This window comes from Streptomyces sp. NPDC003016 (assembly GCF_053591455.1).
In genome coordinates this window covers 11,929-34,036 of the sequence record NZ_JBSFTV010000061.1, presented here as the reverse complement: position 1 = coordinate 34,036, position 22,108 = coordinate 11,929, and the positions used below count along the sequence as shown (strand labels likewise).

21 protein-coding genes are annotated in these 22,108 nt (G+C 71.7%); 11 read left to right on the top strand and 10 right to left on the bottom strand.

Translation table 11 applies throughout. From position 1 onward, the window contains the following. Positions 1–208: 208 nt before the first annotated feature. Positions 209–1,711 (bottom strand): SulP family inorganic anion transporter, encoded by a 1,503-nt coding sequence (locus ACWDZ4_RS33055; RefSeq protein ID WP_451512080.1) that lies wholly within the window; start codon positions 1,709–1,711, stop codon positions 209–211. Between the two features lie 400 nt (positions 1,712–2,111). Between ACWDZ4_RS33055 and ACWDZ4_RS33050 the strand changes: the two genes are divergently transcribed. Further along, entirely contained in the window at positions 2,112–2,531 is a 420-nt protein-coding gene (locus ACWDZ4_RS33050; RefSeq protein ID WP_451512079.1) for a MerR family transcriptional regulator, read from the top strand. A 96-nt stretch (positions 2,532–2,627) separates the two neighbouring features. On the opposite strand, the gene ACWDZ4_RS33045 is transcribed toward ACWDZ4_RS33050, so the two are convergent. Continuing rightward, a complete protein-coding gene (locus ACWDZ4_RS33045) occupies positions 2,628–4,256 on the bottom strand; it encodes a peptide chain release factor 3 (RefSeq protein WP_451512078.1) in 1,629 nt (542 codons plus the stop codon). A 248-nt stretch (positions 4,257–4,504) separates the two neighbouring features. Between ACWDZ4_RS33045 and ACWDZ4_RS33040 the strand changes: the two genes are divergently transcribed. The 3 genes from ACWDZ4_RS33040 to ACWDZ4_RS33030 all read left to right on the top strand — a co-directional run bounded on the left by ACWDZ4_RS33040 (position 4,505) and on the right by ACWDZ4_RS33030 (position 8,479). Further along, positions 4,505–6,190, top strand: coding sequence for a ribonuclease J (locus ACWDZ4_RS33040; RefSeq protein ID WP_451512077.1), 1,686 nt, complete (start codon positions 4,505–4,507; stop codon positions 6,188–6,190). Between the two features lie 103 nt (positions 6,191–6,293). Next, entirely contained in the window at positions 6,294–7,565 is a 1,272-nt protein-coding gene (locus ACWDZ4_RS33035) for a D-alanyl-D-alanine carboxypeptidase family protein (RefSeq protein WP_451512076.1), read from the top strand. Between the two features lie 338 nt (positions 7,566–7,903). Next, a complete protein-coding gene (locus tag ACWDZ4_RS33030) occupies positions 7,904–8,479 on the top strand; it encodes a pyridoxamine 5'-phosphate oxidase family protein (protein ID WP_451512075.1) in 576 nt (191 codons plus the stop codon). 198 nt (positions 8,480–8,677) lie between these two features. Here the strand turns inward: ACWDZ4_RS33030 and ACWDZ4_RS33025 are convergent, their stop codons facing one another. Both ACWDZ4_RS33025 and ACWDZ4_RS33020 read right to left on the bottom strand, forming a co-directional pair. Beyond that, positions 8,678–9,340 carry a response regulator gene (locus tag ACWDZ4_RS33025; RefSeq protein ID WP_451512074.1) on the bottom strand — a complete coding sequence of 221 codons (663 nt, stop codon included), beginning with the start codon at positions 9,338–9,340 and terminating at the stop codon, positions 8,678–8,680. Continuing rightward, positions 9,337–10,467 (bottom strand): sensor histidine kinase, encoded by a 1,131-nt coding sequence (locus tag ACWDZ4_RS33020; protein WP_451512073.1) that lies wholly within the window; start codon positions 10,465–10,467, stop codon positions 9,337–9,339. Before ACWDZ4_RS33020 ends, ACWDZ4_RS33025 begins: the two co-directional genes overlap by 4 nt. Before the next feature lie 218 nt (positions 10,468–10,685). Here ACWDZ4_RS33020 and ACWDZ4_RS33015 point away from each other — a divergent pair, with 218 nt between their 5' ends. From ACWDZ4_RS33015 to ACWDZ4_RS33005, 3 genes are all read left to right on the top strand, one after another. After that, positions 10,686–11,108 carry a DUF6223 family protein gene (locus ACWDZ4_RS33015; protein ID WP_451512072.1) on the top strand — a complete coding sequence of 141 codons (423 nt, stop codon included), beginning with the start codon at positions 10,686–10,688 and terminating at the stop codon, positions 11,106–11,108. A 96-nt stretch (positions 11,109–11,204) separates the two neighbouring features. Further along, positions 11,205–11,396 (top strand): hypothetical protein, encoded by a 192-nt coding sequence (locus ACWDZ4_RS33010; protein ID WP_451512071.1) that lies wholly within the window; start codon positions 11,205–11,207, stop codon positions 11,394–11,396. A 400-nt stretch (positions 11,397–11,796) separates the two neighbouring features. Next, on the top strand, positions 11,797–12,294 hold the full coding sequence (locus ACWDZ4_RS33005; protein WP_451512070.1) for an Asp23/Gls24 family envelope stress response protein: 498 nt from the start codon (positions 11,797–11,799) through the stop codon (positions 12,292–12,294). Positions 12,295–12,354: 60 nt separating this feature from the next. On the opposite strand, the gene ACWDZ4_RS33000 is transcribed toward ACWDZ4_RS33005, so the two are convergent. After that, positions 12,355–12,714 carry a hypothetical protein gene (locus tag ACWDZ4_RS33000; protein ID WP_451512069.1) on the bottom strand — a complete coding sequence of 120 codons (360 nt, stop codon included), beginning with the start codon at positions 12,712–12,714 and terminating at the stop codon, positions 12,355–12,357. 697 nt (positions 12,715–13,411) lie between these two features. On the opposite strand from ACWDZ4_RS33000, the gene ACWDZ4_RS32995 reads away from it, so the two are divergent. From ACWDZ4_RS32995 to ACWDZ4_RS32985, 3 genes are all read left to right on the top strand, one after another. Beyond that, positions 13,412–15,070 (top strand): catalase, encoded by a 1,659-nt coding sequence (locus ACWDZ4_RS32995; RefSeq protein ID WP_451512068.1) that lies wholly within the window; start codon positions 13,412–13,414, stop codon positions 15,068–15,070. Positions 15,071–15,192: 122 nt separating this feature from the next. Next, positions 15,193–15,648: an SRPBCC family protein gene (locus ACWDZ4_RS32990; protein ID WP_451512067.1), complete on the top strand. Its 456-nt coding sequence runs from the start codon at positions 15,193–15,195 to the stop codon at positions 15,646–15,648. 59 nt (positions 15,649–15,707) lie between these two features. Then, positions 15,708–17,348 carry a phytoene desaturase family protein gene (locus tag ACWDZ4_RS32985; protein WP_451512066.1) on the top strand — a complete coding sequence of 547 codons (1,641 nt, stop codon included), beginning with the start codon at positions 15,708–15,710 and terminating at the stop codon, positions 17,346–17,348. Between the two features lie 34 nt (positions 17,349–17,382). Here the strand turns inward: ACWDZ4_RS32985 and ACWDZ4_RS32980 are convergent, their stop codons facing one another. Further along, positions 17,383–18,288, bottom strand: coding sequence for an SDR family oxidoreductase (locus tag ACWDZ4_RS32980; protein WP_451512065.1), 906 nt, complete (start codon positions 18,286–18,288; stop codon positions 17,383–17,385). A gap of 49 nt (positions 18,289–18,337) precedes the next feature. Then, complete coding sequence (locus ACWDZ4_RS32975; RefSeq protein WP_451512064.1) at positions 18,338–18,859, bottom strand: ANTAR domain-containing protein; 522 nt, start codon at positions 18,857–18,859, stop codon at positions 18,338–18,340. A gap of 435 nt (positions 18,860–19,294) precedes the next feature. On the opposite strand from ACWDZ4_RS32975, the gene ACWDZ4_RS32970 reads away from it, so the two are divergent. Continuing rightward, a complete protein-coding gene (locus ACWDZ4_RS32970; RefSeq protein WP_451512063.1) occupies positions 19,295–19,765 on the top strand; it encodes a hypothetical protein in 471 nt (156 codons plus the stop codon). Positions 19,766–19,915: 150 nt separating this feature from the next. Here ACWDZ4_RS32970 and ACWDZ4_RS32965 read toward each other — a convergent pair whose 3' ends face one another. The 3 genes from ACWDZ4_RS32965 to ACWDZ4_RS32955 form a co-directional block, all read right to left on the bottom strand. Then, on the bottom strand, positions 19,916–20,308 hold the full coding sequence (locus ACWDZ4_RS32965; protein WP_451512062.1) for a hypothetical protein: 393 nt from the start codon (positions 20,306–20,308) through the stop codon (positions 19,916–19,918). 65 nt (positions 20,309–20,373) lie between these two features. Further along, positions 20,374–21,228: a C40 family peptidase gene (locus ACWDZ4_RS32960; protein ID WP_451512061.1), complete on the bottom strand. Its 855-nt coding sequence runs from the start codon at positions 21,226–21,228 to the stop codon at positions 20,374–20,376. A gap of 13 nt (positions 21,229–21,241) precedes the next feature. Beyond that, positions 21,242–22,108: WD40 repeat domain-containing protein (locus tag ACWDZ4_RS32955; RefSeq protein WP_451512060.1), on the bottom strand; the 867-nt coding region annotated here is incomplete at its 5' end.

The following is a 22,108-nucleotide window of genomic DNA, read 5'->3' as shown; positions in this document are numbered from 1 at the left end:
CACCCCCCACCCGCCCCCCCCCCCCGCCTCTTCCGCCCCGCGCCGCCGCGGGGGGGCGCCCCGGTGGGGGCGCTGCGGGGGGGCGGCCGGGGGGGGGGGGGGCGCCCCCCCCGCCCGCCCCCCCCCGCCTCCCCCTCGGGTGCGGGATACTCCGCGCACGCTCACCGCACCGGCCGCCCCAGCGGGCCGACGGCCCGGCGGGCGGTTCTCAGTGACCGGCGGTGAGCTGTCCGGCGAGCTTCTCGTGCATCTCGGCGCTGGGATCGTTCAGGCCGACGATGGTGACCTTCTTGCCGCGCTGGGCGTACTTGGACTCGATGGCGTCCAGGGCGGCGACCGAGGAGGCGTCCCAGATGTGGGCGCCGGAGAGGTCGATGACGACGTCGTCCGGATCGTCCTTGTAGTCGAACTGGTGGACGAGGTCGTTGGACGAGGCGAAGAACAGCTCGCCGGTGACCGCGTAGACGACCTGGCTGCCGTCGGGGCCGACGACTCCGGAGACCCGGGCCAGGTGGGCGACGCGCTTGGCGAAGATGACCATGGCGGTGACCGAGCCGAGAACGACGCCGACGGCGAGGTTGTGGGTGGCGACCACGGCGGCGACGGTGACGGCCATGACGGTGGTCTCGCCCACCGGCATCCGCTGGAGCGTCCCGGGCTGGACGGAGTGCCAGTCGAAGGTGGCGACCGAGACCAGGATCATCACCGCCACCAGCGCCGCCATCGGGATGTCCGAGACGACCGGGCCGAAGACGATGCACAGGACCATGAGGAAGGAACCCGCCAGGAACGTGGACAGGCGGGTGCGGGCGCCGGACGTCTTCACGTTGATCATGGTCTGGCCGATCATGGCGCAGCCGCCCATGCCGCCGAAGAAGCCGGTGACGATGTTGGCGATGCCCTGGCCGATGGACTCGCGGGTCTTGTCGGAGTGCGTGTCGGTGATGTCGTCGACGAGCTTGGCGGTCATCAGCGACTCCATCAGCCCGACCAGCGCGAAGGCGAAGGCGTACGGGGCGATGGTGGTCAGCGTGTCCGTCGTGAAGGGCACGTCCGGCAGGCCCGGCACCGGGAGCGAGGACGGCAGGTCGCCCTTGTCGCCCACGGTCGGCACCGCGATGCCGGCGGCGACCGTGATCACGGTCAGGACGACGATCGAGACCAGCGGGGCCGGGACGACCCTGGTGATCTTCGGGAAGAGCACCATGAGGACCAGGCCGCCGACGATCAGAGGACAGACGGCCCAGGGCACGTCGTGCATCTCGGGCACCTGGGCCATGAAGATCAGGATCGCGAGGGCGTTCACGAAGCCGACCATCACCGAGCGCGGCACGAAACGCATCAGCCTGGCGACGCCCAGGGCGCCGAGAACGACCTGGATGAGGCCGCCGAGAATGACCGCGGCGATCAGGTGCCCGAGCCCGTACTCATGGTTGAGCGGGGCGATGACCAGGGCGATCGCGCCGGTCGCGGCCGAGATCATGGCCTTGCGGCCGCCCACGATCGAGATCACCACGGCCATGGTGAAGGACGCGAAGAGGCCGATGCCGGGGTCGACGCCGGCGATGATCGAGAACGAGATCGCCTCGGGGATCAGGGCCAGCGCGACCACGAGGCCGGCCAGCACCTCGGTGCGGAAGACCTTCGGGGAGTCGAGCCAGTCGGGCTTGGTGATGCGCAACCTGGGGGCCGCGGGCAGCGGTGAAGACATGCAACCGTTTCTGTTCGGGCGCACGCATCCGTCCGCTGGATGCACACGCGTCGTACTCGGTTCCGCGCCAAGGGGCGGAGATCCCGGCGGCCCGGCCTCGACGGGGGCCCTGCCGGATGGAGCGGCAGCCGTCGTGGCTGCCGGTCGGGCATCATTGCCCGGAAGTCTGCTGGCGGAGACGGCCGGTCGGGGCCTTAGCTCCGATGAGATCGCCGTGGCTGAATCCGCCCGGCCCGGAGCCCGCACCAACACTCTACCCTGACGTGAGGGCAGAGTCCGAGGGATGGCGTGCGAAGCGCGCAGGTGAACGAGCCTTCGGGGTGCGTGATCCCGGACACGTAGGCTGAAGCGCTTCACATGTTCGACATGGAGCGGAACGCGGAAGACGAAGGCGCGGAGAATGACTGAGCGGCAGATGCAGATCGGCGAGGTGGCCGAGCGCACCCGCCTGTCGCTGCGCACGATCCGGCACTACGAGGAAGTCGGCCTCGTCACCCCCTCCGCCCGCAGCAAGGGCGGCTTCCGCCTCTACACCGAGGCCGACGTCGAGCGCCTGACGGTGATCCGCCGGATGAAGCCGCTGGACTTCTCCCTGGAGGAGATGCGCGACCTGCTGGACATCACCGACCGGCTCGCCGCCACGGACGATCCGCCGGCCGGCGACGAGAAGGAACGGCTGCGCGAGCGGCTGGACTCCTACCGGAAGGCCGCCGACGCCCGCTGCGAGACACTGCGTGCCCAGCTGACGGCCGCCGAGGACTTCGCCGCCACCCTGCGCCACAGGCTCGATCCGGCGCACCCCCGCACTGACGAGCACTGACGACAGTGCGGGGGTGCGCCGCCGCCGGCCGGCTCCGTCCCTGTTCTGCCGACGCGGAAGGCTTCGCCGTTCACCGGGCGGACGCACGGACGCCCCTCAGTCGTGGGCGGCGAGGAGCGGGTCCAGCCGGGCTCCGGGAAAGGCCCGCCCGAAGGAGTTGGCCTGCCAGCGGTCCGGGAACAGCGCGAGTACCGCCTTGTCCCGGACACGGGTCAGTGCCTCGCCCTCGACCAGCCGGGAGCCGTTCAGGTCCGCCGCTCCGGCCGCGTCGGTGGCCCGCGCCAGGTGGTAGGGGAGCGTTTCCAGCCGTACCGGGGCGGAGAACTCACCCGCCATGCGGGCGGAGACGACATCGAACTGCATCGGCCCCACGGCGGCGAGCACCGGCGCCTGGTCACCGCGCACATCGGACACCAGGACCTGCACGACGCCCTCTTCGTCCAGCTGGGCGATGCCGCGTCTGAACTGCTTGGAGCGGCCGATGTCCACGGGGCGTACGACCGCGAAGTGCTCCGGCGCGAAGGTGGGCATGGCGGGGAAGAGGGCGGGCGGTCCGGCGTAGAGGGTGTCACCGACGCGCAGAGCGGCGGCGTTGACCAGACCGACCACATCGCCGGGGTAGGCGGTGTCGACCACGGAGCGGTCCTGCCCGAAGACGCTGTGCGCGTACTTGGTCGCGAACGGCTTGCCGGAGGCGGCGCGGGTGACGGTCGCGCCCCGCTCGAAGACGCCCGAGCACACCCGCAGAAAGGCGATCCGGTCGCGGTGCGAGGGATCCATGTTCGCCTGCACCTTGAACACGAGCCCGGAGAACGGGGCGTCGACCGGCCGGCTGCCGCCGCCCTCCAGCTCCCGCGGGCCCGGCGGCGGGGCGAGGTCGACGAGGGCGTCCAGCAGCAGCCGTACGCCGATGTTGGAGATCGCGGCGCCGAAGAAGACCGGAGTGGACGTGCCGGCCAGGAACGAGGCCCGGTCGAACCCGGCCCCGTCCGCCCGCAGCAGCTGGAGTTCCTCCGTGGCCTGCTCCCAGTCGGCGCCTTCCTCCAGGGCGGCCCGCTCGGCCGGTACCAGCTCCTCGACGGCCTCGTGGGACCCGCCGGGGGTGCGGGTGTAGCGCAGCATCTGCCCGGGTTCACGCACGTCGATCAGACCGTGCATGTATCCCGGGGCGCCGACCGGCCAGGTGAGGGGGGTGGGCCGCAGACGGAACTCCCGCTCGATCTCGTCCAGCAGCTCCAGCGCCTCACGCCCCGGCCGGTCCCACTTGTTGACGAACGTGATCACCGGGACGCCCCGGTGGCGGCACACGTCGAAGAGCTTGCGGGTCTGTTCCTCCAGTCCCTTGGCCGCGTCGACGAGCATCACCGCGCAGTCCACCGCCGCCAGCACCCGGTAGGTGTCCTCGGAGAAGTCCGCGTGGCCGGGGGTGTCCAGCAGGTTGAGCACATGACCGCGGTGGGCGAACTGCAGCACCGCCGAGGTCACCGAGATGCCACGGGCCTTCTCCATCTCCATCCAGTCCGACGCCACCCCGCGCCGTCCCGATTTGCCGTGCACCGCACCCGCCTCGGTGATCGCGTGCGCGTGCAGGGCCAGAGCTTCGGTCAGCGTGGACTTGCCCGCATCGGGGTGGCTGATCACGGCGAACGTCCGTCGCCGGGCCGCCTCGCCGGCTGCCGATCCGCCCATGGTGTTCACCGAACCGCCTTCGTCGCTGTCTGTCACTGTCACTGTCACTGTCACCGGAACCCTGTCACGCGCCCCTCGTACCCCCGGCGCCCCTCGTACCCTCAGCGGCCTCCGGCGAAGGGCCGGACGGCTCCGGCGGTCGCTCCCGTACGCCGGGCAGCGGCCGTGTCCCGCGCGCCGGCGCCCATGCCGGCTCCAAAGCTACTCTGACGTCAAGGTAGGCTCGCCCGCGGGACGGCGACACCAAAGGATCACCGCGCTCGGCTCTCCGGTAACGTCAAGATATGAGTCATCCGCATCCCGAACTTAAAGCCGCTCCTCCCCTGCCCGACGGAGGCCTGAGGGTCGTCGCCCTGGGCGGCCTCGGGGAGATCGGCCGCAACATGACCGTCTTCGAGTACGCCGGCAAGCTGCTCATCGTCGACTGCGGCGTGCTGTTCCCCGAAGAGACCCAGCCCGGGGTGGACGTGATCCTCCCCGACTTCACATCGATCCGGGAACGCCTGGACGATGTCATGGCAGTGGTGCTGACCCACGGCCACGAAGACCACATCGGCGCCGTTCCGTACCTGCTGCGCGAGCGGTCGGACATTCCTGTCGTCGGCTCGAAGCTGACACTGGCCTTCCTGGAGGCCAAGCTCAAGGAACACGGCATCAGACCCCGCACGGTACGGGTGCGTGAGGGCGACCGGCGGGGGTTCGGCCCCTTCGACTGCGAGTTCGTGGCGGTCAACCACTCCATCCCGGACAGTCTCGCGGTCGCGATCCGCACCGGTGCCGGGATGGTGCTGCACACCGGTGACTTCAAGATGGACCAGTTCCCGCTGGACGAGCGCATCACCGACCTGCGGGCCTTCGCCCGGCTCGGCGAAGAGGGGGTGGACCTGTTCCTCACCGACTCGACCAACGCCGAGGTCCCCGGCTTCACCACGTCCGAGCGCGATCTGAATCCCGCGATCGAGCAGGTCATGCGCACCGCCCCGAAGCGGGTCATCGTGTCCAGCTTCGCCAGCCACGTGCACCGCATCCAGCAGGTTCTGGACGCCGCGCACCAGCACGGCCGCAAGGTCGCCTTCGTGGGCAGGTCGATGGTCCGCAACATGGGCATCGCCCGTGAACTCGGCTATCTGAAGGTCCCCTCCGGCCTGGTCGTGAGCCTGCGGGAACTGGAGAAGCTGCCGGACCACAAGATCACCCTGGTGTGCACCGGTTCCCAGGGCGAGCCGATGGCCGCGCTGTCGCGGATGGCCAACCGCGACCACATGATCCGCATCGGCAAGGGCGACACCGTCCTGCTGGCCAGCTCCCTGATCCCGGGCAACGAGAACGCCATCTACCGGGTGATCAACGGGCTGACCCGGTGGGGCGCCCACGTCGTCCACAAGGGCAACGCCAAGGTGCACGTCTCCGGACACGCCAGCGCCGGTGAGCTCGTCTACTGCTACAACATCGTCAAGCCCCGCAACGTCATGCCCGTGCACGGCGAATGGCGCCACCTCCGCGCCAACGGCGACCTGGCCATCCGTACGGGTGTCGACCCCGACCGGGTCGTCATCGCCGAGGACGGCGTCGTCGTCGACCTCGTCGACGGGCGCGCCTCCATCACCGGCAAGGTGCCCGCGGGCAACGTCTACGTCGACGGCATGACGGTCGGCGGCGCCACCGAAGCGTCCCTCAAGGACCGCGTCACCCTCGCGGAGGAAGGCGTCGTCACCGTCGTGGCGATCGTCGACGCCGACACCGGAGCCCTCGCCGAGGCCCCCGACTTCCTGGCCCGCGGGTTCGTCCACGACGACACCACCTTCGAGCCCGTCATCCCCGTCATCGAGAAGACCCTCGCCACCGCGGCGGAGGAAGGCGTGGGAGACGCGCACCAGCTCGAACAGCTCATCGCCCGCGCGGTGGCGAACTGGGCGTTCAGGACCTACCGCCGCAAGCCCCTCATCATCCCCGTCATCATCGACGCCTGACCGGACCGACCGGACCGTTGCCCGCCCGGAGACCACCCCTCCGATACGGCCGGTCGGCCCAGGCGGACCTGCGCGCACCGGAGCTGTTTTCTACGGTGACTGAATGGTCATCAGCTCTTTTCTCCGCCCCCGCCTCGTGAGTGCGGTGGCTCTTGCTGTCTGGGTGCCGGCCCTCGTGGCGGCACCGGCCACGGCCGCTCCGCGCCCCGAGCCGCTGCCGCCACATCCCGTCTCCGCCGAGGCATCACTGCTGCACCGGCCGGGGACGCATGTGCGGCTCCGGCCGGGGGCGCCGAAGCTTCCGCGCGACGTGTCCGCGCTCTCGTGGCTGGTGGCCGACGCGCGCACGGGCGAGGTGCTCGCCGCCCATGACGCACACCGCCGCCTGCCGCCGGCCAGCACCATCAAGACGCTCTTCGCGGTCACCGCGCTGCCCCGCCTTTCCGGCGCGGCCCTGCACACGGTCACCAAGGACGAGCTCACGGGAGTGGGCGAGGGCAGCAGCCTGGTGGGTGTGGCGCCGGGCCGCACCTACCAGGTGTCGGACCTCTGGCGGGGTGTCTTCCTGCGGTCCGGCAACGACGCCGTGCGTGTACTGGCCGAGATGAACGGCGGCTGGGAGGTCACGGCCCGCCAGATGCAGGCCAAGGCCCGCGCCCTGGGCGCGCTGGACACCCGCGTGGTCTCCCCGGACGGCTACGACGCCCCGGGCCAGGTCTCCTCCGCCCACGACCTGGCCGTCTTCGGCCGCGCCGGGCTGGCGGACCCGCAGTTCGCCCAGTACGCGGCGACCGCAGACGCGGCTTTCCCCGGCGGGACACGTCCCGACGGAAGCTCCACCTGGACCTTCGGGATCCAGAACACCAATCGGTTGCTGACCGGATCCAACGGGGTGGAGCGGTACCCGGGGCTGATCGGCGTCAAGAACGGCTACACCTCCGGCGCGGGCCACACCCTGATCGCCGCCGCGCACCGGGGCGGGCGCACCCTGCTGGTGACGGTGATGAACCCGCAGCGGGGCGGTGGGTCCGCGGTGTACGAGGAGGCCCGCGCCCTCCTCGACTGGGGTTTCGCCGCCGCGGGGCGTGCCGGCCCGGTGGGCTCGCTCACGCCGCCCGCCGCACCCCGGGCGTCCCAGGCCGGGCCGAGCTCCGTCGCGCGGGCCGCCGCGCTGCCAGAGGAGTCCGGCGCCGGGGTCGGGTACGCCCTGCTGGGCGCCCTCGTCGCCGCCGTGTGCCTGGCCGCGGTCGTCATCGCGAGGGGGCGGGGACGGTACCGTCAGCCGGTGGTGACGGACCGGTTCACGTCTGCTCGCGGGCAGGTCCGTGCCGTGGTGCGCAGGATCCGGTCCCGTCGGGACTCCTTGGGCCCCTGAGACGGAAGAGGGGCGGCAGGAACGCCCCTCACCCTCGGCGCGCACCGATGCCCTGGTGCATAATGCACCCCTCGGAGACGTCGTGACACCGGGACCGCCGCCGGTGACCACGACGTGGGTGCGCACCGCCGTGCCGGCCTCTTCCGCGTACGAGCCGCCGTCTCGCCTCGGCACATCGCCGGGAGGCAGGGCACTTTGCCGCAGGTGCTGCGAGGGCTCGGGCCCGGGGCCGGCATGGGGCGTTCCTGTCCTTGCCGCACCCCCGTACTCGCACGACACCGGCCGGAAAGCGAACACCTGTGAACAGTCACGACGCCGCCCCATCCCGCGGGGAGCGCATGCTGCAAGACCACCTCGGCACCGCGACGCGCGCCGACGCCTTCTACGACCAGCAGGTCCACCCCCGCCTCACCGAGGTGATGCGGGACTTCATCGGCCGGCAGTCGATGGTCTTCCTCTCCACGGCGGACGCCCGCGGCCACTGCGACGCCAGTTTCCGGGCGGGCCCGCCGGGATTCGTCACCGTCCTGGACGAGCACACCCTCACCTACCCCGAGTACCGCGGGAACGGTGTCATGGCGAGTGCCGGAAACATCACAGAGAATCCGCATCTGGGGCTGTTGTTCATCGATTTCACCCATCACCACATCGGGCTGCACGTCAATGGATCGGCCCGGCTGGTGGGCGCGCAGGAGCTCCGTGCCCGCCACCCCCTGATACCGGTCGACACAGCCCCGGGACGACAGCCCGAATTCTGGGTCCACCTCAGCATCGCCGAGGCTTTCATCCACTGTTCCAAGCACATACCCCACCTCGAACCGGCCCGCCGCCCCCAGGGCCCCGAGCTCAAGCGCCCCAAGGACGCCGACTACTTCACCGCCGCGCCGGCCGACCCGCTGCTCACGGACCGGTAACCGGCTCCGCCTCGGCGACCTCGGCGGTCCTTCCGCGCACCGACGGTTGGTCATGCCGGATCTCCGGGGCACCGGCCGGCCCGCGATGCCGCAGGACGCCGCCCCGTACCGCTGCGACCGGCCTGTCTCGGAGCTCCCTCACTTCGGAGGGTGCTTTTGAACTCGGAGGGTTCAGCGTGGGGCGGCGGAGAGGAGATGTCAGGAGCTCCGCGGGACTACCAGGCCGGATTCGTAGGCGAGGACCACGAGCTGGGCGCGGTCGCGGGCATGGAGCTTGGCCATGGCCCGGTTGATGTGGGTTTTCGCGGTCAGCGGACTGATCACCATGTGGTCGGCGATCCGGTCGTTGGACAGGCCCTGCGCGACCAGGGCGACGGCTTCGCGTTCACGGTTGGTCAGTTCTTTCAGCTCCGTGCCGGCGCCGGTGCGGAGTGGCTGGGCGACGTAGCGGTTGATCAGCTTGCGGGTGATCGACGGTGCGAGCAGGGCGTCGCCGCGCGCGGCGACGCGTACGGCGTGCAGGAAGTCCTCCGGCACGATGTCTTTGACGAGGAACCCGGCCGCGCCGGCGCGCAGGGCGTTGAAGACGTACTCGTCAAAGCCGTAGTTGGTCAGGATGACGACGTGCACCCCGGCCAGGGCCGGGTCCGCGGCGATGCGCCGGGTCGCCTCGATGCCGTCGACAACAGGCATGTGGATGTCGATGAGCGCGATGTCGGGCAGATGCTCCTTGACGAGAGCCAGGCCCTCCTTCCCGTCGGCGGCCTCGGCCACCACCTCGATGTCGTCCTCGAGGTCGAGGAGCGCGCGGAATCCGCTGCGCAGGAGCGGCTGGTCGTCGACCAGCAGGACACGGATCATGACGTCTGGTCCACGGGGAGTTCGGCTTGGACGGTGAAGCCTCCCCCGCCGCGCGGCTCCGCCCGCAGGCGGCCACCGAGAGCGGTGACGCGTTCGCGCATCCCGAGCAGTCCGACACCGGGCACCGGGACGGTGCCCGGTGTGGCCCTGCCGTCGTCGTCGACGCGTATCGCGAGAGTGTCCGGACGGCAGTCGATCCGGACCGACGCCGTGGCGGCGTCCGCGTGACGGGCGATGTTGGTGAGCGATTCCTGAACGATCCGGTAGGCGGTACGGTCCACCGCGGCCGGCACGTCCTGCCGCTGTCCCTCGATCGTCAACGTCGCGTCCAGGCCGCTCGTACGGGCCCGTTCCACCAGTTCCGGGACGTGGTCGAGCCCACGCGGCGGCGGCGCCGTGTCGTCGTCGCGCAGCGCCTCCAGGGTCGCGCGCAGCTCCCGGGCCGCCTCACGCCCGGCCTGCTGGATCGCGAGCAGGGCCTCCGGCACCTGCTCGCCACGCCTGCGGGCCACGTGGACGGCGACTTCGGCCTGCACTTTGATGACCGAGATCTGGTGGGTGAGCGAATCGTGCAGCTCCCGCGCGATGTGCAACCGCTCCTCGTCGGCGCGGCGCCGCGCGGTCTCCTCCCGGGTGCGCTCGGCTTCGTCCGCCCGCCGCTCGGCCTGCCGCAGCGCTTCACCCGCGGCGCCGGCCGCGACCAGCCAGGCCAGTTCGAGGGCGCCTCGGGCCCGCGCGAACGCCTCGCCCGTGTCGTGCAGGCCCGAGGCCAGGGCCGCGAGCGGGAGAACGGCCAGCACGACCACGCTCGCCGCCACCGTGAGGGTGCGGTGTCCCGCCCGTACGGCTGCGTACACCGCGAACAGGTACGCGACGGCAGGCACGTCGAAACCGGCCGCCTGGTAGCCCACCGCGCACAGCCCGGTGACGGCCAGGACGGAGACCGGAGCGTGGCGACGCGCGGCCAGCGCCAGACCGCCGGCCGTCAGCAGCGCGTAGCCGAGCAGATCGAGGCCGGTGGCGGAGTGCTGCCCGGACACCCCGGTGACCAGCAGCGCCGCCGCCACGCCGGTGGCGATCGCCCAGTCTCCGACACCGGCCCGGACACCGGACCGTCCTGTATTCATGCGCGCACCCTAGCCGGATGCCGCTGCGGGCGAATCCCGCTGGGGGACGAGTGGCCGACTACCGCACACGCGGTACTTTCGCGGCTCCTGCGGCGTCCGCAGCAGCCGGTTGCGGCACCGGCGGCAGCGCGAATTGCCTGCGTCCGCCGGACGACCGGCGCTGGGCCCGGCGGACATGATCAGGCAACGTCCATTCGCCGGAGGAGAAGGAGCACCTCATGTCAGTCCTATCTGTGCTTGCCGTGACCGGAGCCGCCCTGATCGGAGGTTTCGGGCTTGCCGTACCAGCAGCCGCACACGCCTCGGTCCAGCCCGCCGCCGCCAGTGTTGACGCCATGAGCGCCGGCCGGCTCGGGGCCGTCGTGGCCGCGCTGGTGGGGCTGACCGGTGTGGTCGCCGGTGGGCTGGCTCTGGCCCGCTCCTCCGGCCGTACCGGCAGGGTCAACGGGCGGCTCGGGGCCGTCGTGGCCCTGGTGGCGGGGGTGATCGGCACGGCCCTCGGTGGCCTGGTCGTGGCCACCTCCTCCGGTGGTATCGGCACCGGCAACGGGCTGGGCGGGGCCCTCGTGGCCCTGGTGGTGGGGGTGATCGGCACGGCCCTCGGCGGGCTGACTCTGGCCCGCTTCCGCCGCACCGGCTGAACGCAGTGCACGCGAGCGCGCGTTGGGGTCTGCCCGGGCTCGCCGTTCAAGGGCGCGGTCGCCCTGGAGACCGGCCGTACCTCCTGGACGGCGTTGTTGGACGCCGTCCGGCCCCAACTCGCCGTGTACGTCCCGACGGTGGCCACCAGTCGGAGTCGGGTACCGGAGGCCGTGCTGGACGCCGGTCACGAGGTCCCGCACCTCGCTCGCCTGCTGGGCGGTCTGCCGGCCGCCCGGTTCGGCCACGACGAGCCGCTGCCCGGTATCGGGGAACGGTCGTCCGCCTGAAGACCGAGCGCCTCCTCAGCGACAGGGACGACAGGCCCGCACCCTTGCCACCCACGCCGGCATCGACCGCTGCCGGCAGACCGCTGGGCCGGGCTGGTCATCGCCGCCCATGGGGAAAGCCCCCCGGCCCGGTCAAGCTCCCCCCGGCCCGGTCAAGCTCACCCAGGTCCGGTCAAGCTCGCCCCGGTCCGGGTGGAACGAGGGTTCCGGAGCCTGTGCGCAAAAACTGCCTCGTATGCCTGCCGCAGGCCGTACGGTCCAGCCCCGCGGGCGGTCCGCGGACGGTCTCCGGCCGGGCCAGGACGAGCACATATGGGCCTGATCGGGTACGAATGGATACTGCGGCCTTATACATTCGCAGGGCTCTGAGGGGCCCGCCTGTTCGAGGAGGTGGCTTCCCATGGCGGAAGCGACCAGCGCAGCCAAGAACGAACCCCGTGTCTCCGGTGCGACCACGCTGCAGGGCAAGTCCGGGGCGAACGCGGCCCCCGCGACACGGGGCAGGACGACCGTCGCGGACGGGGTGGTGGAGAAGATCGCCGGGATGGCGACGCGGGAGGTGCCGGGCATCCACGCTCTGGGAGGCGGCCTCGCCCGCACCATGGGCGCCGTACGGGACAGGGTTCCCGGCGGGCGGCCGAGCGTCACCCGTGGGGTCACGGTCGAGGTCGGCGAGCGTCAGACCGCTGTCGATCTCGAGATCGTCGTGGAATACGGGGTCGCCATCACCGACGTCGCCGCCGATGTCCGCGAGAACGTCGTCGCGGCGGTGGAGCGGATGACGGGCCTGGAAGTCGTGGAGGTGAACATCTCCGTCAACGACGTCCACTTGCCGGACGAGGAGGAGGCGGAGGGCAAGGACAAGGGGGAGGAGACCCGCACCGGGCGCGTGCAGTAGACGGCCCCCGACGGCGGGCGCACGTCCGCGGGGCTGTCCGTCACCCGTCCGCCCACCGGGTCACGGAGCCTCGTCGCGGTATCCGCACACCCACGCCAGCGCGTCGTGCACTCCCCGGGTGTGATCCCGCGGACCGGGCCGGCTGACCGGCTCGTCCATCTGCACCACGGCCGCGTCCACCTCGGCGGTCAGTTTGTACAGGTCGGGGACGCCCTCCGAGCCGCTCGCCCCGGTGACCGGCGAGCGCTCCGCACGGCCCAGAGCCCAGTGGTAGGCCGCTGACGCGCCGCTGGAGAACTGCGAACGCTCTCGCTCCGCCCCGGTGGCCTCCAACCGCTCCTGGGCCCGCTCGACATCGGTGTAACCCCGGGTACCCACCCGGGGTTTCTCGCTCTGCTGTGCGCTGCGATGAGTAGTCATACCGGCCCGCCTACCCGCCCCCGGCCCGGTGATGCCCGCCGCCGGAGAGGCTCCTGGCGGAGTGCCCGCGCCTGATGCCGGTCGCCGCGCGGCCGCGAGCCCCTGGAGCCGCTCCGTGCCGGCCGGCTGCACCCCCGGCCGGGCTTCCACTGCCTGGAGGAGAGGCGGGACCGGGAGGCGGGGCTACCGCGCCGGTACGTCCTCTCGCGCCGCCCGGGTGGGCGCGTACGTACGGGCCGACGAGCTCGGCAGGACGCCCGACGGTGATCATCGCGTCGCGTACGCCCGTCCTGAGGGTCGTATGCGTCCCTTCGTCGACGCGAATCAGGCGCTGGCCACGGAGGATCCGGGCGGGCCCGCGGCGCAGTCGCCCGTGGACCGCGCGAAACGGGAACTTGGCCGGCCGGTCGGCCGTCACGTCCGTCGCGCCCCGCGGGCAGCCGTCGCCGGATTTCGCCAGGACGGCCGTATGACTTCTTTTCCGGTGGGTACTGGCGGGACAGCGATGCGCTGAGACCGGCATTCCCGAGGGCCGCGCCGGACGGCCCCCGGACCTGGTCAGGCGGCGAAGCCCGACTCCGGGGCGTGCGGAAGGCGGCGACGCGCCTCCGCAACCCCATCGGACGAGCCGAGCTTCCAGGCAAAGGGGAATAGTGTGGAATATCCGGCGAAATAGGTATAGAAGGGGTTGAAGATCGTGACCGATGTATCGGGCAAGGGCCCGTCCCCGGACGACGACCGAAAGGTACTGACCAACCGGCAGGGCCACCCGGTCTACGACAACCAGAACCAGCGCACTGTGGGCGCCCGGGGCCCGGCCACCCTGGAGAACTACCAGTTCCTGGAGAAGATCAGCCACTTCGACCGCGAACGCATCCCCGAGCGCGTCGTACACGCCCGGGGCGTCACCGCGTACGGCTACTTCGAGGCGTACGGTGCCTGGGGTGACGAGCCGATCAGCCGTTACACCAGGGCCAAGCTCTTCCAGGAGCGCGGCACCCGCACCGACCTGGCCGTACGCTTCTCCACCGTGATCGGCGGCCGCGACTCCTCCGAGGCGGCCCGCGACCCGCGCGGCTTCGCGGTGAAGTTCTACACGGAGGACGGCAACTGGGACCTCGTCGGCAACAACCTGGGTGTCTTCTTCATCCGCGACGCGATCAAGTTCCCGGACGTCATCCACGCCCTGAAGCCGGACCCGGTCACCTTCGAGCAACAGCCGCGCCGGATCTTCGACTTCATGTCGCAGACCCCGGAAAGCATGCACATGCTCGTGAACCTGTTCAGCCCCCGCGGGATCCCGGCGGACTACCGCCACATGCAGGGGTTCGGCGTCAACACCTACAAATGGGTCAACGCCGAGGGCGACACCGTCCTGGTCAAGTACCACTGGCTGCCCAAGCAGGGCGTCCGCAGCATGACGGCGGAGGACGCGGCGAACGTACAGGCCCAGGGGCTCGGCCACGCCACGAAGGACCTCTACGATGCCGTGGCCAGGGGCGACTACCCGGAGTGGGAGCTCGTCGTCCAGATGATGGAGGACCACGACCACCCCGAGCTGGACTTCGACCCCCTGGACGACACGAAGACCTGGCCCGAGCAGGACTTCCCGCCGAAGCCGGTCGGGAAGATGGTCCTCAACCGGATGCCGGACAACTTCTTCGCCGAGAACGAGCAGATCTCCTTCGGCACCGGTGTACTGGTCGACGGCCTGGACTTCTCCGACGACAAGATGCTCGTGGGCCGTACGTTCTCCTACAGCGACACCCAGCGGTACCGGGTGGGGCCGAACTACCTCCAGCTGCCCGTCAACCAGGCCAAGAACGCCGACGTACGCACCAACCAGCGCGACGGCCAGATGACGTACAACGTGGACCAGGCCGGGGAGAACCCGAGCGTCAACTACGAACCGTCGATCACCGGCGGCCTGCGCGAGGGCCAGTACCCCACGCACGACGAGCAGGGCCCGGAGATCCGCGGCAGGCTCGCGCGCAGGCGCATCCCGCGCACCAACGACTACATGCAGGCCGGCCAGCGCTTCCGCCTCATGGAGGACTGGGAGCGGGACGACCTGGTGCACAACCTCGTCACCATGCTCTCCGACTGCGACCGCCCCGTGCAGGAGCGGATGGTCTGGCACTTCCTGCTCGTCGAGAACGAGCTCGGCCTGCGGGTGGGCGAGGGGCTCGGCATCGGCCCGCAGGACGTCGCCGGGCTGGAGCCGCTGGCCAGTCAGGACCTCACCGAGGAGGACCGCAAGCGGCTGGCCAACCTGGGGGACAACCCCCCGCGCGACGTGACCGGTCTGACCATGACGCACTGCGTTCCCGACGAACGGCACGCCGTCACGCGGTGACACCGATACCACAAGCGGCCTGAGGGCGGGCCCCGCGCGTGTGTCCGCGTGCGGAGCCCGCCCTCCCAGGGCCTGGTGATCACGATCCGTTCCGCTGAGACGTTCGAGACGCTGGAGGACCGATGGCTGTACGGCACCATTTGATCCGCAGGCCCCCCGAAGTGGTGTGGGAGGTCCTGGCCGACGGGTCGCGGTACGGCGACTGGGTGGTCGGAACCTCGCAGTCGCGGCCCGAAAAGGGCGATTGGCCGCAGGTCGGCGCCACGATCGAGTACACCGTGCGCCTCGGACCGTGGGCGGCGACGGGCCAGACGGTCGTCCGCCGCAGCGAACCGCCGTACGAACTCGAACTCGAAGCCGACAGCGGCCCGCTGGGGACCGCCAGGATCGCCATCGAAGTCCGCCCCTGGGGGGACGACGCCCTGATCATCCTCGACGAGCACCCTCTGCGCGGAGTGGGCGGCATGCTGCACAACACGGCGCTCGACGCCCTGCTGCAACTACGCCACCGCAGCATGCTCGGCCGGCTGGCCAAAGTAGTCGAGCACGTCCCGCGGCATGCGGGCGAACGGTCCTGAGACGCCAGGTCGGACACCGGACAGGACAGGACCGGACAGGAACCGGACAGGAGACAAGGATGCCGGACGCGGTAGTGATCGGTGCAGGACCCAATGGACTGGTCGCCGCGAACCTGCTGGCCGACGCCGGCTGGACGGTGGAAGTCCTGGAGGCCCAGGCCGAGCCGGGGGGCGCGGTCCGCAGCGACCGCGGCGTGCACCCCGATTACGTCAGCGACCTCTTCAGCGCCTTCTACCCGCTGGCCGCGGCCTCCCCGGTCCTGGCCCGCTTCGCACTCCACGAACACGGGCTGCGCTGGAGCCACGCCCCCAGCGTGCTGGCACATCCCCTCCCGGACGGGCGGTGCGCGGTCCTGGAACGCCGGACCGAGGACACCGCCGCCGGCCTCGACGCCTTGGCCGCCGGTGACGGCGCGGCCTGGCGGGGGCTGTGCGGCGTATGGGACCGGCTCGGTCCCGACATCCTCGATGCCCTCTTCACCCCCTTCCCGCCCGTGCGTTCCGCGGCCCGGCTCGCGGCCCGGCTGCGCAGCGCGGGCGGACTGCACCTGGCCCGGACGATGCTGCTGCCGGTGCGGCGGCTGGGCGAGGAGGAGTTCGACGGGGAGGCGGGCCGGCTGCTTCTCGCGGGCAACGCCCTGCACGCGGACCTCGCCCCGGAAGCGGCCGGCAGCGGCGGCTTCGGCTGGCTCATGTCCATGCTCGGCCAGAAGTACGGGTTCCCCGTGCCGACCGGTGGCGCGGGCGAACTCACCGCGGCGCTGGTACGGCGACTGGAGCGGCGCGGCGGCGCCGTGCGCTGCGGCGAACGCGTGACCGAGATCGTCGTGCGGGCGGGGCGTGCCGTGGGCGTGCGGACCGCGGGCGGCGAAGCGGTGCCGGCGACCCGGGCGGTGCTGGCGGACGTGTCCGTACCGGATCTCTACGGCGGGCTGGTGGACGCCCGGCACCTGCCCGGCCGGTTCCTCGACGACCTGCGCACCTTCCAGTGGGATTTCGCCACCTTCAAGGTCGACTGGGCCCTCGACGGCCGCGTGCCGTGGACCGCCGCCGAAGCCTCGACCGCGGGCACGGTGCACCTGGCCGACGGGGTGGACGGCCTGACCCGGTTCGCCGCGCAGATCGCGATGGGCCAGGTTCCCGACCGGCCGTTCGTACTGTTCGGCCAGATGACCACCGCCGATGCCTCCCGCTCACCGGCGGGCACCGAATCGGCGTGGGCCTACACCCACGTCCCCCACCGGATCAAGGGCGACGCGGGGGACGACAGCCTGACGGGCGCCTGGCACAAGGGCGAGCAGGAAGCGATGGCGGACCGGGTGGAGGCCCAGGTCGAGCGGTACGCGCCGGGCTTCCGCTCCCGCATCCGCAGCCGTCGCATTCTCGCTCCTCCGACGCTGGAGTCGATGAACGCCAACCTCCGCGGGGGCGCGATCAACGGCGGCACCACCGCCATTCACCAGCAGCTCATCTTCCGCCCGCTCCCCGGCAGCGGCCGCCCGGAAACACCCGTCAAGGGCCTGTACCTGGCCTCGGCCGGCGCACACCCGGGCGGCGGCGTCCACGGCGCCCCGGGCGCCAACGCGGCGCAGGCGGCGCTGCACAGCCGCTCCCTGGGGGGCGTACTCAGCCGTACACAGCGTGCTCTGAGCCGCCGCGACAGGAGCGGCGAACGCGCGGACACCACCCCAAAAGCCTGACCCCTGCTCTCCCCTTTCCTTTTTGTTCCTCCTTTCAGCCGTTGCCGCCGTGGAGCGGGGACCCCGGGGACGCGTCGACGGCGTCGGCCTCTCCGCCCGCCCCGAGCAGGCCGGTCGCCGAGAGGTCGGCGCGGCCTTCGAGGCGGCCGAGTACGCGCCGGGACCGGTGGGCGACGATCCCCGGCAGACACACGCGCGCCGCCCGGACGGCGCGCAGCCAGGGCTGGGTGTAGACGGCGGGAGAACGCCGCTCGATCCCACGGACGAGGCGGTCCACCACCGGCTGCGGCGGGTAGACCTTGTCGGCGGGCCACGGCATGTGGGCGCGCAGTTCGCGCAGGGCCCCGTGGTGCTGGGCGTCTTGGATCATGTCCGTGTCGGCCCAGCTGATGTAGGCGACGCCCACCCCCACGCCCCGGTGCGCCAGTTCCGCGCGTACCGTCTGGGCGAACGCCTCCGCACCCGACTTGGAGGCGCAGTACGCCGACATCAGGGGAGCGGGGGCGACGGCCGCGAGCGACGCGATCTGCAGGTAGTAGCCGCGGGTCCGGAGAAGGCCGGGCAGGAAGGCCCGGGCGGTGACCGCGCTGCCGATCAGGTTGACCTCCACGACCCGTCGCCAGATCGCCGGGTCGCAGTCGAGGAACAGGCCGCCCGCGGCCACCCCGGCATTGGCCACCAGCACGGAGGGCGGCCCGAAGCGCTCTTCCACCTGGGAGGCGGTACGTGCCATCCCGGCCTCGTCGGTGACGTCGACGGCCCAGTGGGCGGCTCTGCCCGGGAGAGCGGCGGCGACCCGGGCGAGTTCGGATTCCTCGTGGCCGAGCAGGGCCACGAGGGCTCCTCGCCGCACGAGCGCGTGCGCCATGCCTTCTCCGAGGCCGCGCGCGGCGCCGGTGACCACAGCGGTGCGGCCCAGCAGGGGAAGCGTTCTCGCCATCGTCGTCCTCCGTGGTGATGCCGTGTGGTTTCCGGTGCGGCCCTGTCCTTCACCGCGACTGCCCGCCATGCGCCGGCGGATGCGGGTGGCACCGCTCAGGGAGCGGTGCCACCCGTGCCGGGCGGTGTGGGGGCGCGAGCCGTTCGAGGGCGTTGCGCAGGGCCGTACGCAGCGGCCCGGACGGCGGCGGCCCGTCGACGCTGTCGACGAGGCGCTGGGCTATCTCGCGGAGCTCGATGTTGGTGTGCCGGGAGACGTCCATCAGGACCTGGAACGCCTCCTCGTGGGTGCAGCCGCCCAGCGTCATGACGATGCCACGCGCGATGCCGATCACCGGGCGGGCCTCCGGGGGCAGGGGCAGGGGCTGCCGGGGCCGGCCGAGTTCTTTCTTCAGCACCGGCTCCCCGGGCACCGGCACCGGCACCGCGGGCCGGACGGTTTCCAGTGCGGTCTGGGCGGCCTGTGCGGTCTGGAAGCCGACCGCCTCCGACGCCTGCCGGGACGGGCCGTCTTCCCGGTGCACGGGAGCCTCGCTGTCGGCGATGACCGTGCGGTTGTCGTTCGTCGTCATGACTCCGGCTCCTTCTGACCAGTCTGCGGCCGCCCCCGCGCAGGGAACGGCCGACGGCCCGCCGTTCGACGTGCTCCCTGTTTGATTCCCTGTTTCTGCCGGTTTGAGGCTTCGGGTCTTTTTCGTCAGGGATAACGCGCAGTACCAGCTTGACGACGCACGGTGCGGGCTTGCCGCGAGCGCGGCCCGACTCGACGCGGCGACGGGCGGCGGCGTCCTCCAGCGGGAACACCTCCTCGACCTCCGCGGACAGGGCGCCGTCACGTACTCGGCGTACGCACCGGGTACCTCCGTACCAGGGCTCTGCCCTGAGACGGGCGGGGGAGGTGACCCTGACAGAAGTCGGGGGCGGGCCCGGCCGTTCGGGCGACGCCGGGCCCACCGGTCGTGGAGTGGAATCTGAGCAATGGTCCAACCGCTCCCCGGAGGCACCCCGTGACCACCCGCACGCACAAGCGCCGACCGCTCCGCCCGACGACCGGGGCCTTCGTGCGCTTCGTCGTCTGCGGCGGCGGTGTGGGGCTGGCTTCGAGCGGTGTGCTCCTGCTGCTCCACGGCCGGATGCCGCTGGCCGTCGCCAACGCCCTGGTCACCGTCGTGTCCACCCTGATCGCGACCGAGCTGCACGGCCGGGTGTCCTTCCGCAGCGAGCGCGGCGGCTGGGGAGTCCATCTGCAGTCCGGCCTCACGGTCCTGGTGAGTTACGCGTTCACGACGGGAGCGCTGCTCGGTCTGTACGCCGTCCGGCCCGCGCCGTCGGTCTTCACCGAACAGGCCGTCTACCTCTCGGCTTCCGCGCTGGCGGGCATCGGCCGCTTCGCGGTCCTGCGCCTCGTGGTCTTCGCCGAACGCCCGGTGGCGGCCGCGGCCACGCTGCGCAGGACGGCCGTGGCGGTCGCGGCGTGACGCCGTGGTACCGGCGAAGGTGCTGCCGCGCGAACTCCCGCCGGGCCCCTCGGGGAGGACCCGTCGGCTCCGCACGCACGCGCGCGAGCGGGCCGCCCCCCGTCCGAAGGGGCGGCCCGCCGTCAGCGCGGGACCAACGTGGGACTGTGGTCAGCACTCCCGCAGGCCGGGCGCCGGGTCCACCGACGTATGGACGTCCACGGCCGGCATGTTGCCCCACTGGCCGTTGTCCAGCTGGGTCCAGTACCAGACGTTGTTGCCGCCCGGGTGGTTGTCGCCGCGGCCCCAGCACGAGAACCAGCTGAAGGACGTGTTCATCTGGCCCCGCACCGCCGATCCGTACGACCGGTGCGCGTAGCCCTTGGCGCCGGCCCGGTTGCCGCAGTAGAGCTTGCCGTCCGAGCGGACTCCGCACTCGGCTGCGGGGCCGGCGGGCGCGGCGGTGGCGGGGGCCGTGACGGCGGCGAGGCTCGCCGTCAGGGCGGTCGAGGCGAGGGCGATCGCGAGCTTCTTGCCCAGGTTCAGATTCAGGTTCAGGTTCATGCGATTCTCCTTGAGGTGTGATGAGTGGGATGAGGGTGATGAGTGAGCTGTGAGGGGGCGGGGCGTCACGGGCAGGTGGGCACGCCGTCGAGCCAGGCCGGGCCCTTGATGTAGATGTTGGTGATCCACGCGCTGTGGTCCGGCAGATAGGACCAGGCATCGTTGGTGATGCCTTCGGCGGTGACCGGCTGGGCGTGGACCTGGCACTCGACGCGCACGGACGTCGGACCGGTGAACTTGTGCACCCGTGCGCTCGTCGTGGACGGCTCGGCATGCGTCCACACGTCCGTGCCCCAGGTGCTGAACGTCCCGCGCTCCGGGGCGCTGTTGATGCGTACGGCCCCGAAGTAGTCACCGCCCAGGCGTACATCGCTGACCATGATCCGGGTGCCGGACTGCCGCGCCTCGACCATCTTTCCCGCGCCGAGGTGGATCGCGATGTGGTGAATCCCGCGGGCGTTGCCGTAGACCAGCAGATCACCGGGGACCAGCGGCCCGGCCCCGTCCGCGGCGCCGAAACGTGCTGTGGCGTGCGGGGTGTTGAACTGGCTGTGGGCGGTGCCGTTCAGGATGTCCCGGCCGGTCGCCTCGGCGTAGACGTACCGGACGAGGCCCGAGCAGTCGAAGCCGCGCCGCTCGGGGTCGTGTTCGCTGGCCGGGTCGCTGGGGTCCACCACGCCGTAGGTGGGCCCGGGCGCCGGGCCGTGGCCGCCGCCCCACGAGTACCAGACGCCGATCTGCGAACAGGCCGCCCGTACCGCCTTCTCCGCCGCCGCCGAGGCGCCGGGTGCGAGGACGTCGCACCCTTCGGCGGCTGCCGCCCTCGGAGCCGCCGCCTGTGCCGGCCGCCCCGCAGGCCAGGCGATGAGCGACAGTCCGACGGCCGCCGCCGCGACTGCCGCTCTCCATCGGTTGCGCATTGCTGATCCCCGTTCATCTTCCGTCCGGTCTCCGGCTGTCCGGGTTCGGTCCGGCCCTTCGAGCCTGGGTCGTGGAGCCGGCCGCTGTCGAGGTGCCGGCTGTCTCCCGGTGCGACAGGAAACGGGAAACGTCCTGGGAAACGGCGCTCACGTCGGTGTTCCACAGCCGCACGGTGCCGTCATTGCTGCTGCTCACCACCGTGTGCGTCCGCGGGTCGAAGACGACGCCCCAGACCGCGCCGCTGTGGCCGGTGAGGGTGGCGGTGAGCCGGTGGTGTGCGGTGTCCCAGAGGCGCACGGTCCCGTCACTGCCGCTGCTCGCCAGCGCCTGGGCGCCCTCTTCGCCTTCCGGGCCATTCCGGCCTTCCGGACCGAAGGCGACCGCCCGTACCGCGCCGCTGTGGCCGGTGAGGGTGGCGGTGAGCCGGTGGTGTGCGGTGTCCCAGAGGCGCACCGTCCCGTCATTGCCGCTGCTCGCCAACGTCCGCCCGTCCTTGCTGTACGCCATACCGCGTACCGAACCCGTGTGGCCGCGCAGCACCGCGCGGACGTCCCGGTCCGCCACGTCCCACAGCCGTACCGTCAGATCGTCACCGCCGGCCGCCAGCGCCGTGCCGTCCGGGCTGAAAGCGAGGGTGTTCACGAAGTCCTGATGGCCCGTGAGGGTGGTGAGGAGTGTGCGGCGGCGTACGTCCCAGAGTCTGACCGTACGGTCGGCGCTCGCGGAGGCGAGGTGGTGTCCGTCGGGGGAGAAGGCGACGCCGAAGACGGAGCCGGTGTGGCCGGTGAGGGTGGTGAGGAGTGTGCGGCGGCGTACGTCCCAGAGTCTGACCGTACGGTCGGCGCTCGCGGAGGCGAGGTGGTGTCCGTCGGGGGAGAA

Coding starts and splice junctions, on each gene's coding strand:
- ACWDZ4_RS33050 (WP_451512079.1), top strand. CDS start 2,112: ATGACTGAGCGGCAGATGCAGATCGGCGAGGTGGCCGAGCGCACCCGC.
- ACWDZ4_RS32965 (WP_451512062.1), bottom strand. CDS start 20,308: ATGAACCTGAACCTGAATCTGAACCTGGGCAAGAAGCTCGCGATCGCC.
- ACWDZ4_RS32990 (WP_451512067.1), top strand. CDS start 15,193: ATGGCTGTACGGCACCATTTGATCCGCAGGCCCCCCGAAGTGGTGTGG.
- ACWDZ4_RS33055 (WP_451512080.1), bottom strand. CDS start 1,711: ATGTCTTCACCGCTGCCCGCGGCCCCCAGGTTGCGCATCACCAAGCCC.
- ACWDZ4_RS33025 (WP_451512074.1), bottom strand. CDS start 9,340: ATGATCCGTGTCCTGCTGGTCGACGACCAGCCGCTCCTGCGCAGCGGA.
- ACWDZ4_RS33015 (WP_451512072.1), top strand. CDS start 10,686: ATGTCAGTCCTATCTGTGCTTGCCGTGACCGGAGCCGCCCTGATCGGA.
- ACWDZ4_RS33040 (WP_451512077.1), top strand. CDS start 4,505: ATGAGTCATCCGCATCCCGAACTTAAAGCCGCTCCTCCCCTGCCCGAC.
- ACWDZ4_RS33005 (WP_451512070.1), top strand. CDS start 11,797: ATGGCGGAAGCGACCAGCGCAGCCAAGAACGAACCCCGTGTCTCCGGT.
- ACWDZ4_RS32980 (WP_451512065.1), bottom strand. CDS start 18,288: ATGGCGAGAACGCTTCCCCTGCTGGGCCGCACCGCTGTGGTCACCGGC.
- ACWDZ4_RS32960 (WP_451512061.1), bottom strand. CDS start 21,228: ATGCGCAACCGATGGAGAGCGGCAGTCGCGGCGGCGGCCGTCGGACTG.
- ACWDZ4_RS32985 (WP_451512066.1), top strand. CDS start 15,708: ATGCCGGACGCGGTAGTGATCGGTGCAGGACCCAATGGACTGGTCGCC.
- ACWDZ4_RS32975 (WP_451512064.1), bottom strand. CDS start 18,859: ATGACGACGAACGACAACCGCACGGTCATCGCCGACAGCGAGGCTCCC.
- ACWDZ4_RS33020 (WP_451512073.1), bottom strand. CDS start 10,467: ATGAATACAGGACGGTCCGGTGTCCGGGCCGGTGTCGGAGACTGGGCG.
- ACWDZ4_RS33035 (WP_451512076.1), top strand. CDS start 6,294: ATGGTCATCAGCTCTTTTCTCCGCCCCCGCCTCGTGAGTGCGGTGGCT.
- ACWDZ4_RS33000 (WP_451512069.1), bottom strand. CDS start 12,714: ATGACTACTCATCGCAGCGCACAGCAGAGCGAGAAACCCCGGGTGGGT.
- ACWDZ4_RS33030 (WP_451512075.1), top strand. CDS start 7,904: ATGCTGCAAGACCACCTCGGCACCGCGACGCGCGCCGACGCCTTCTAC.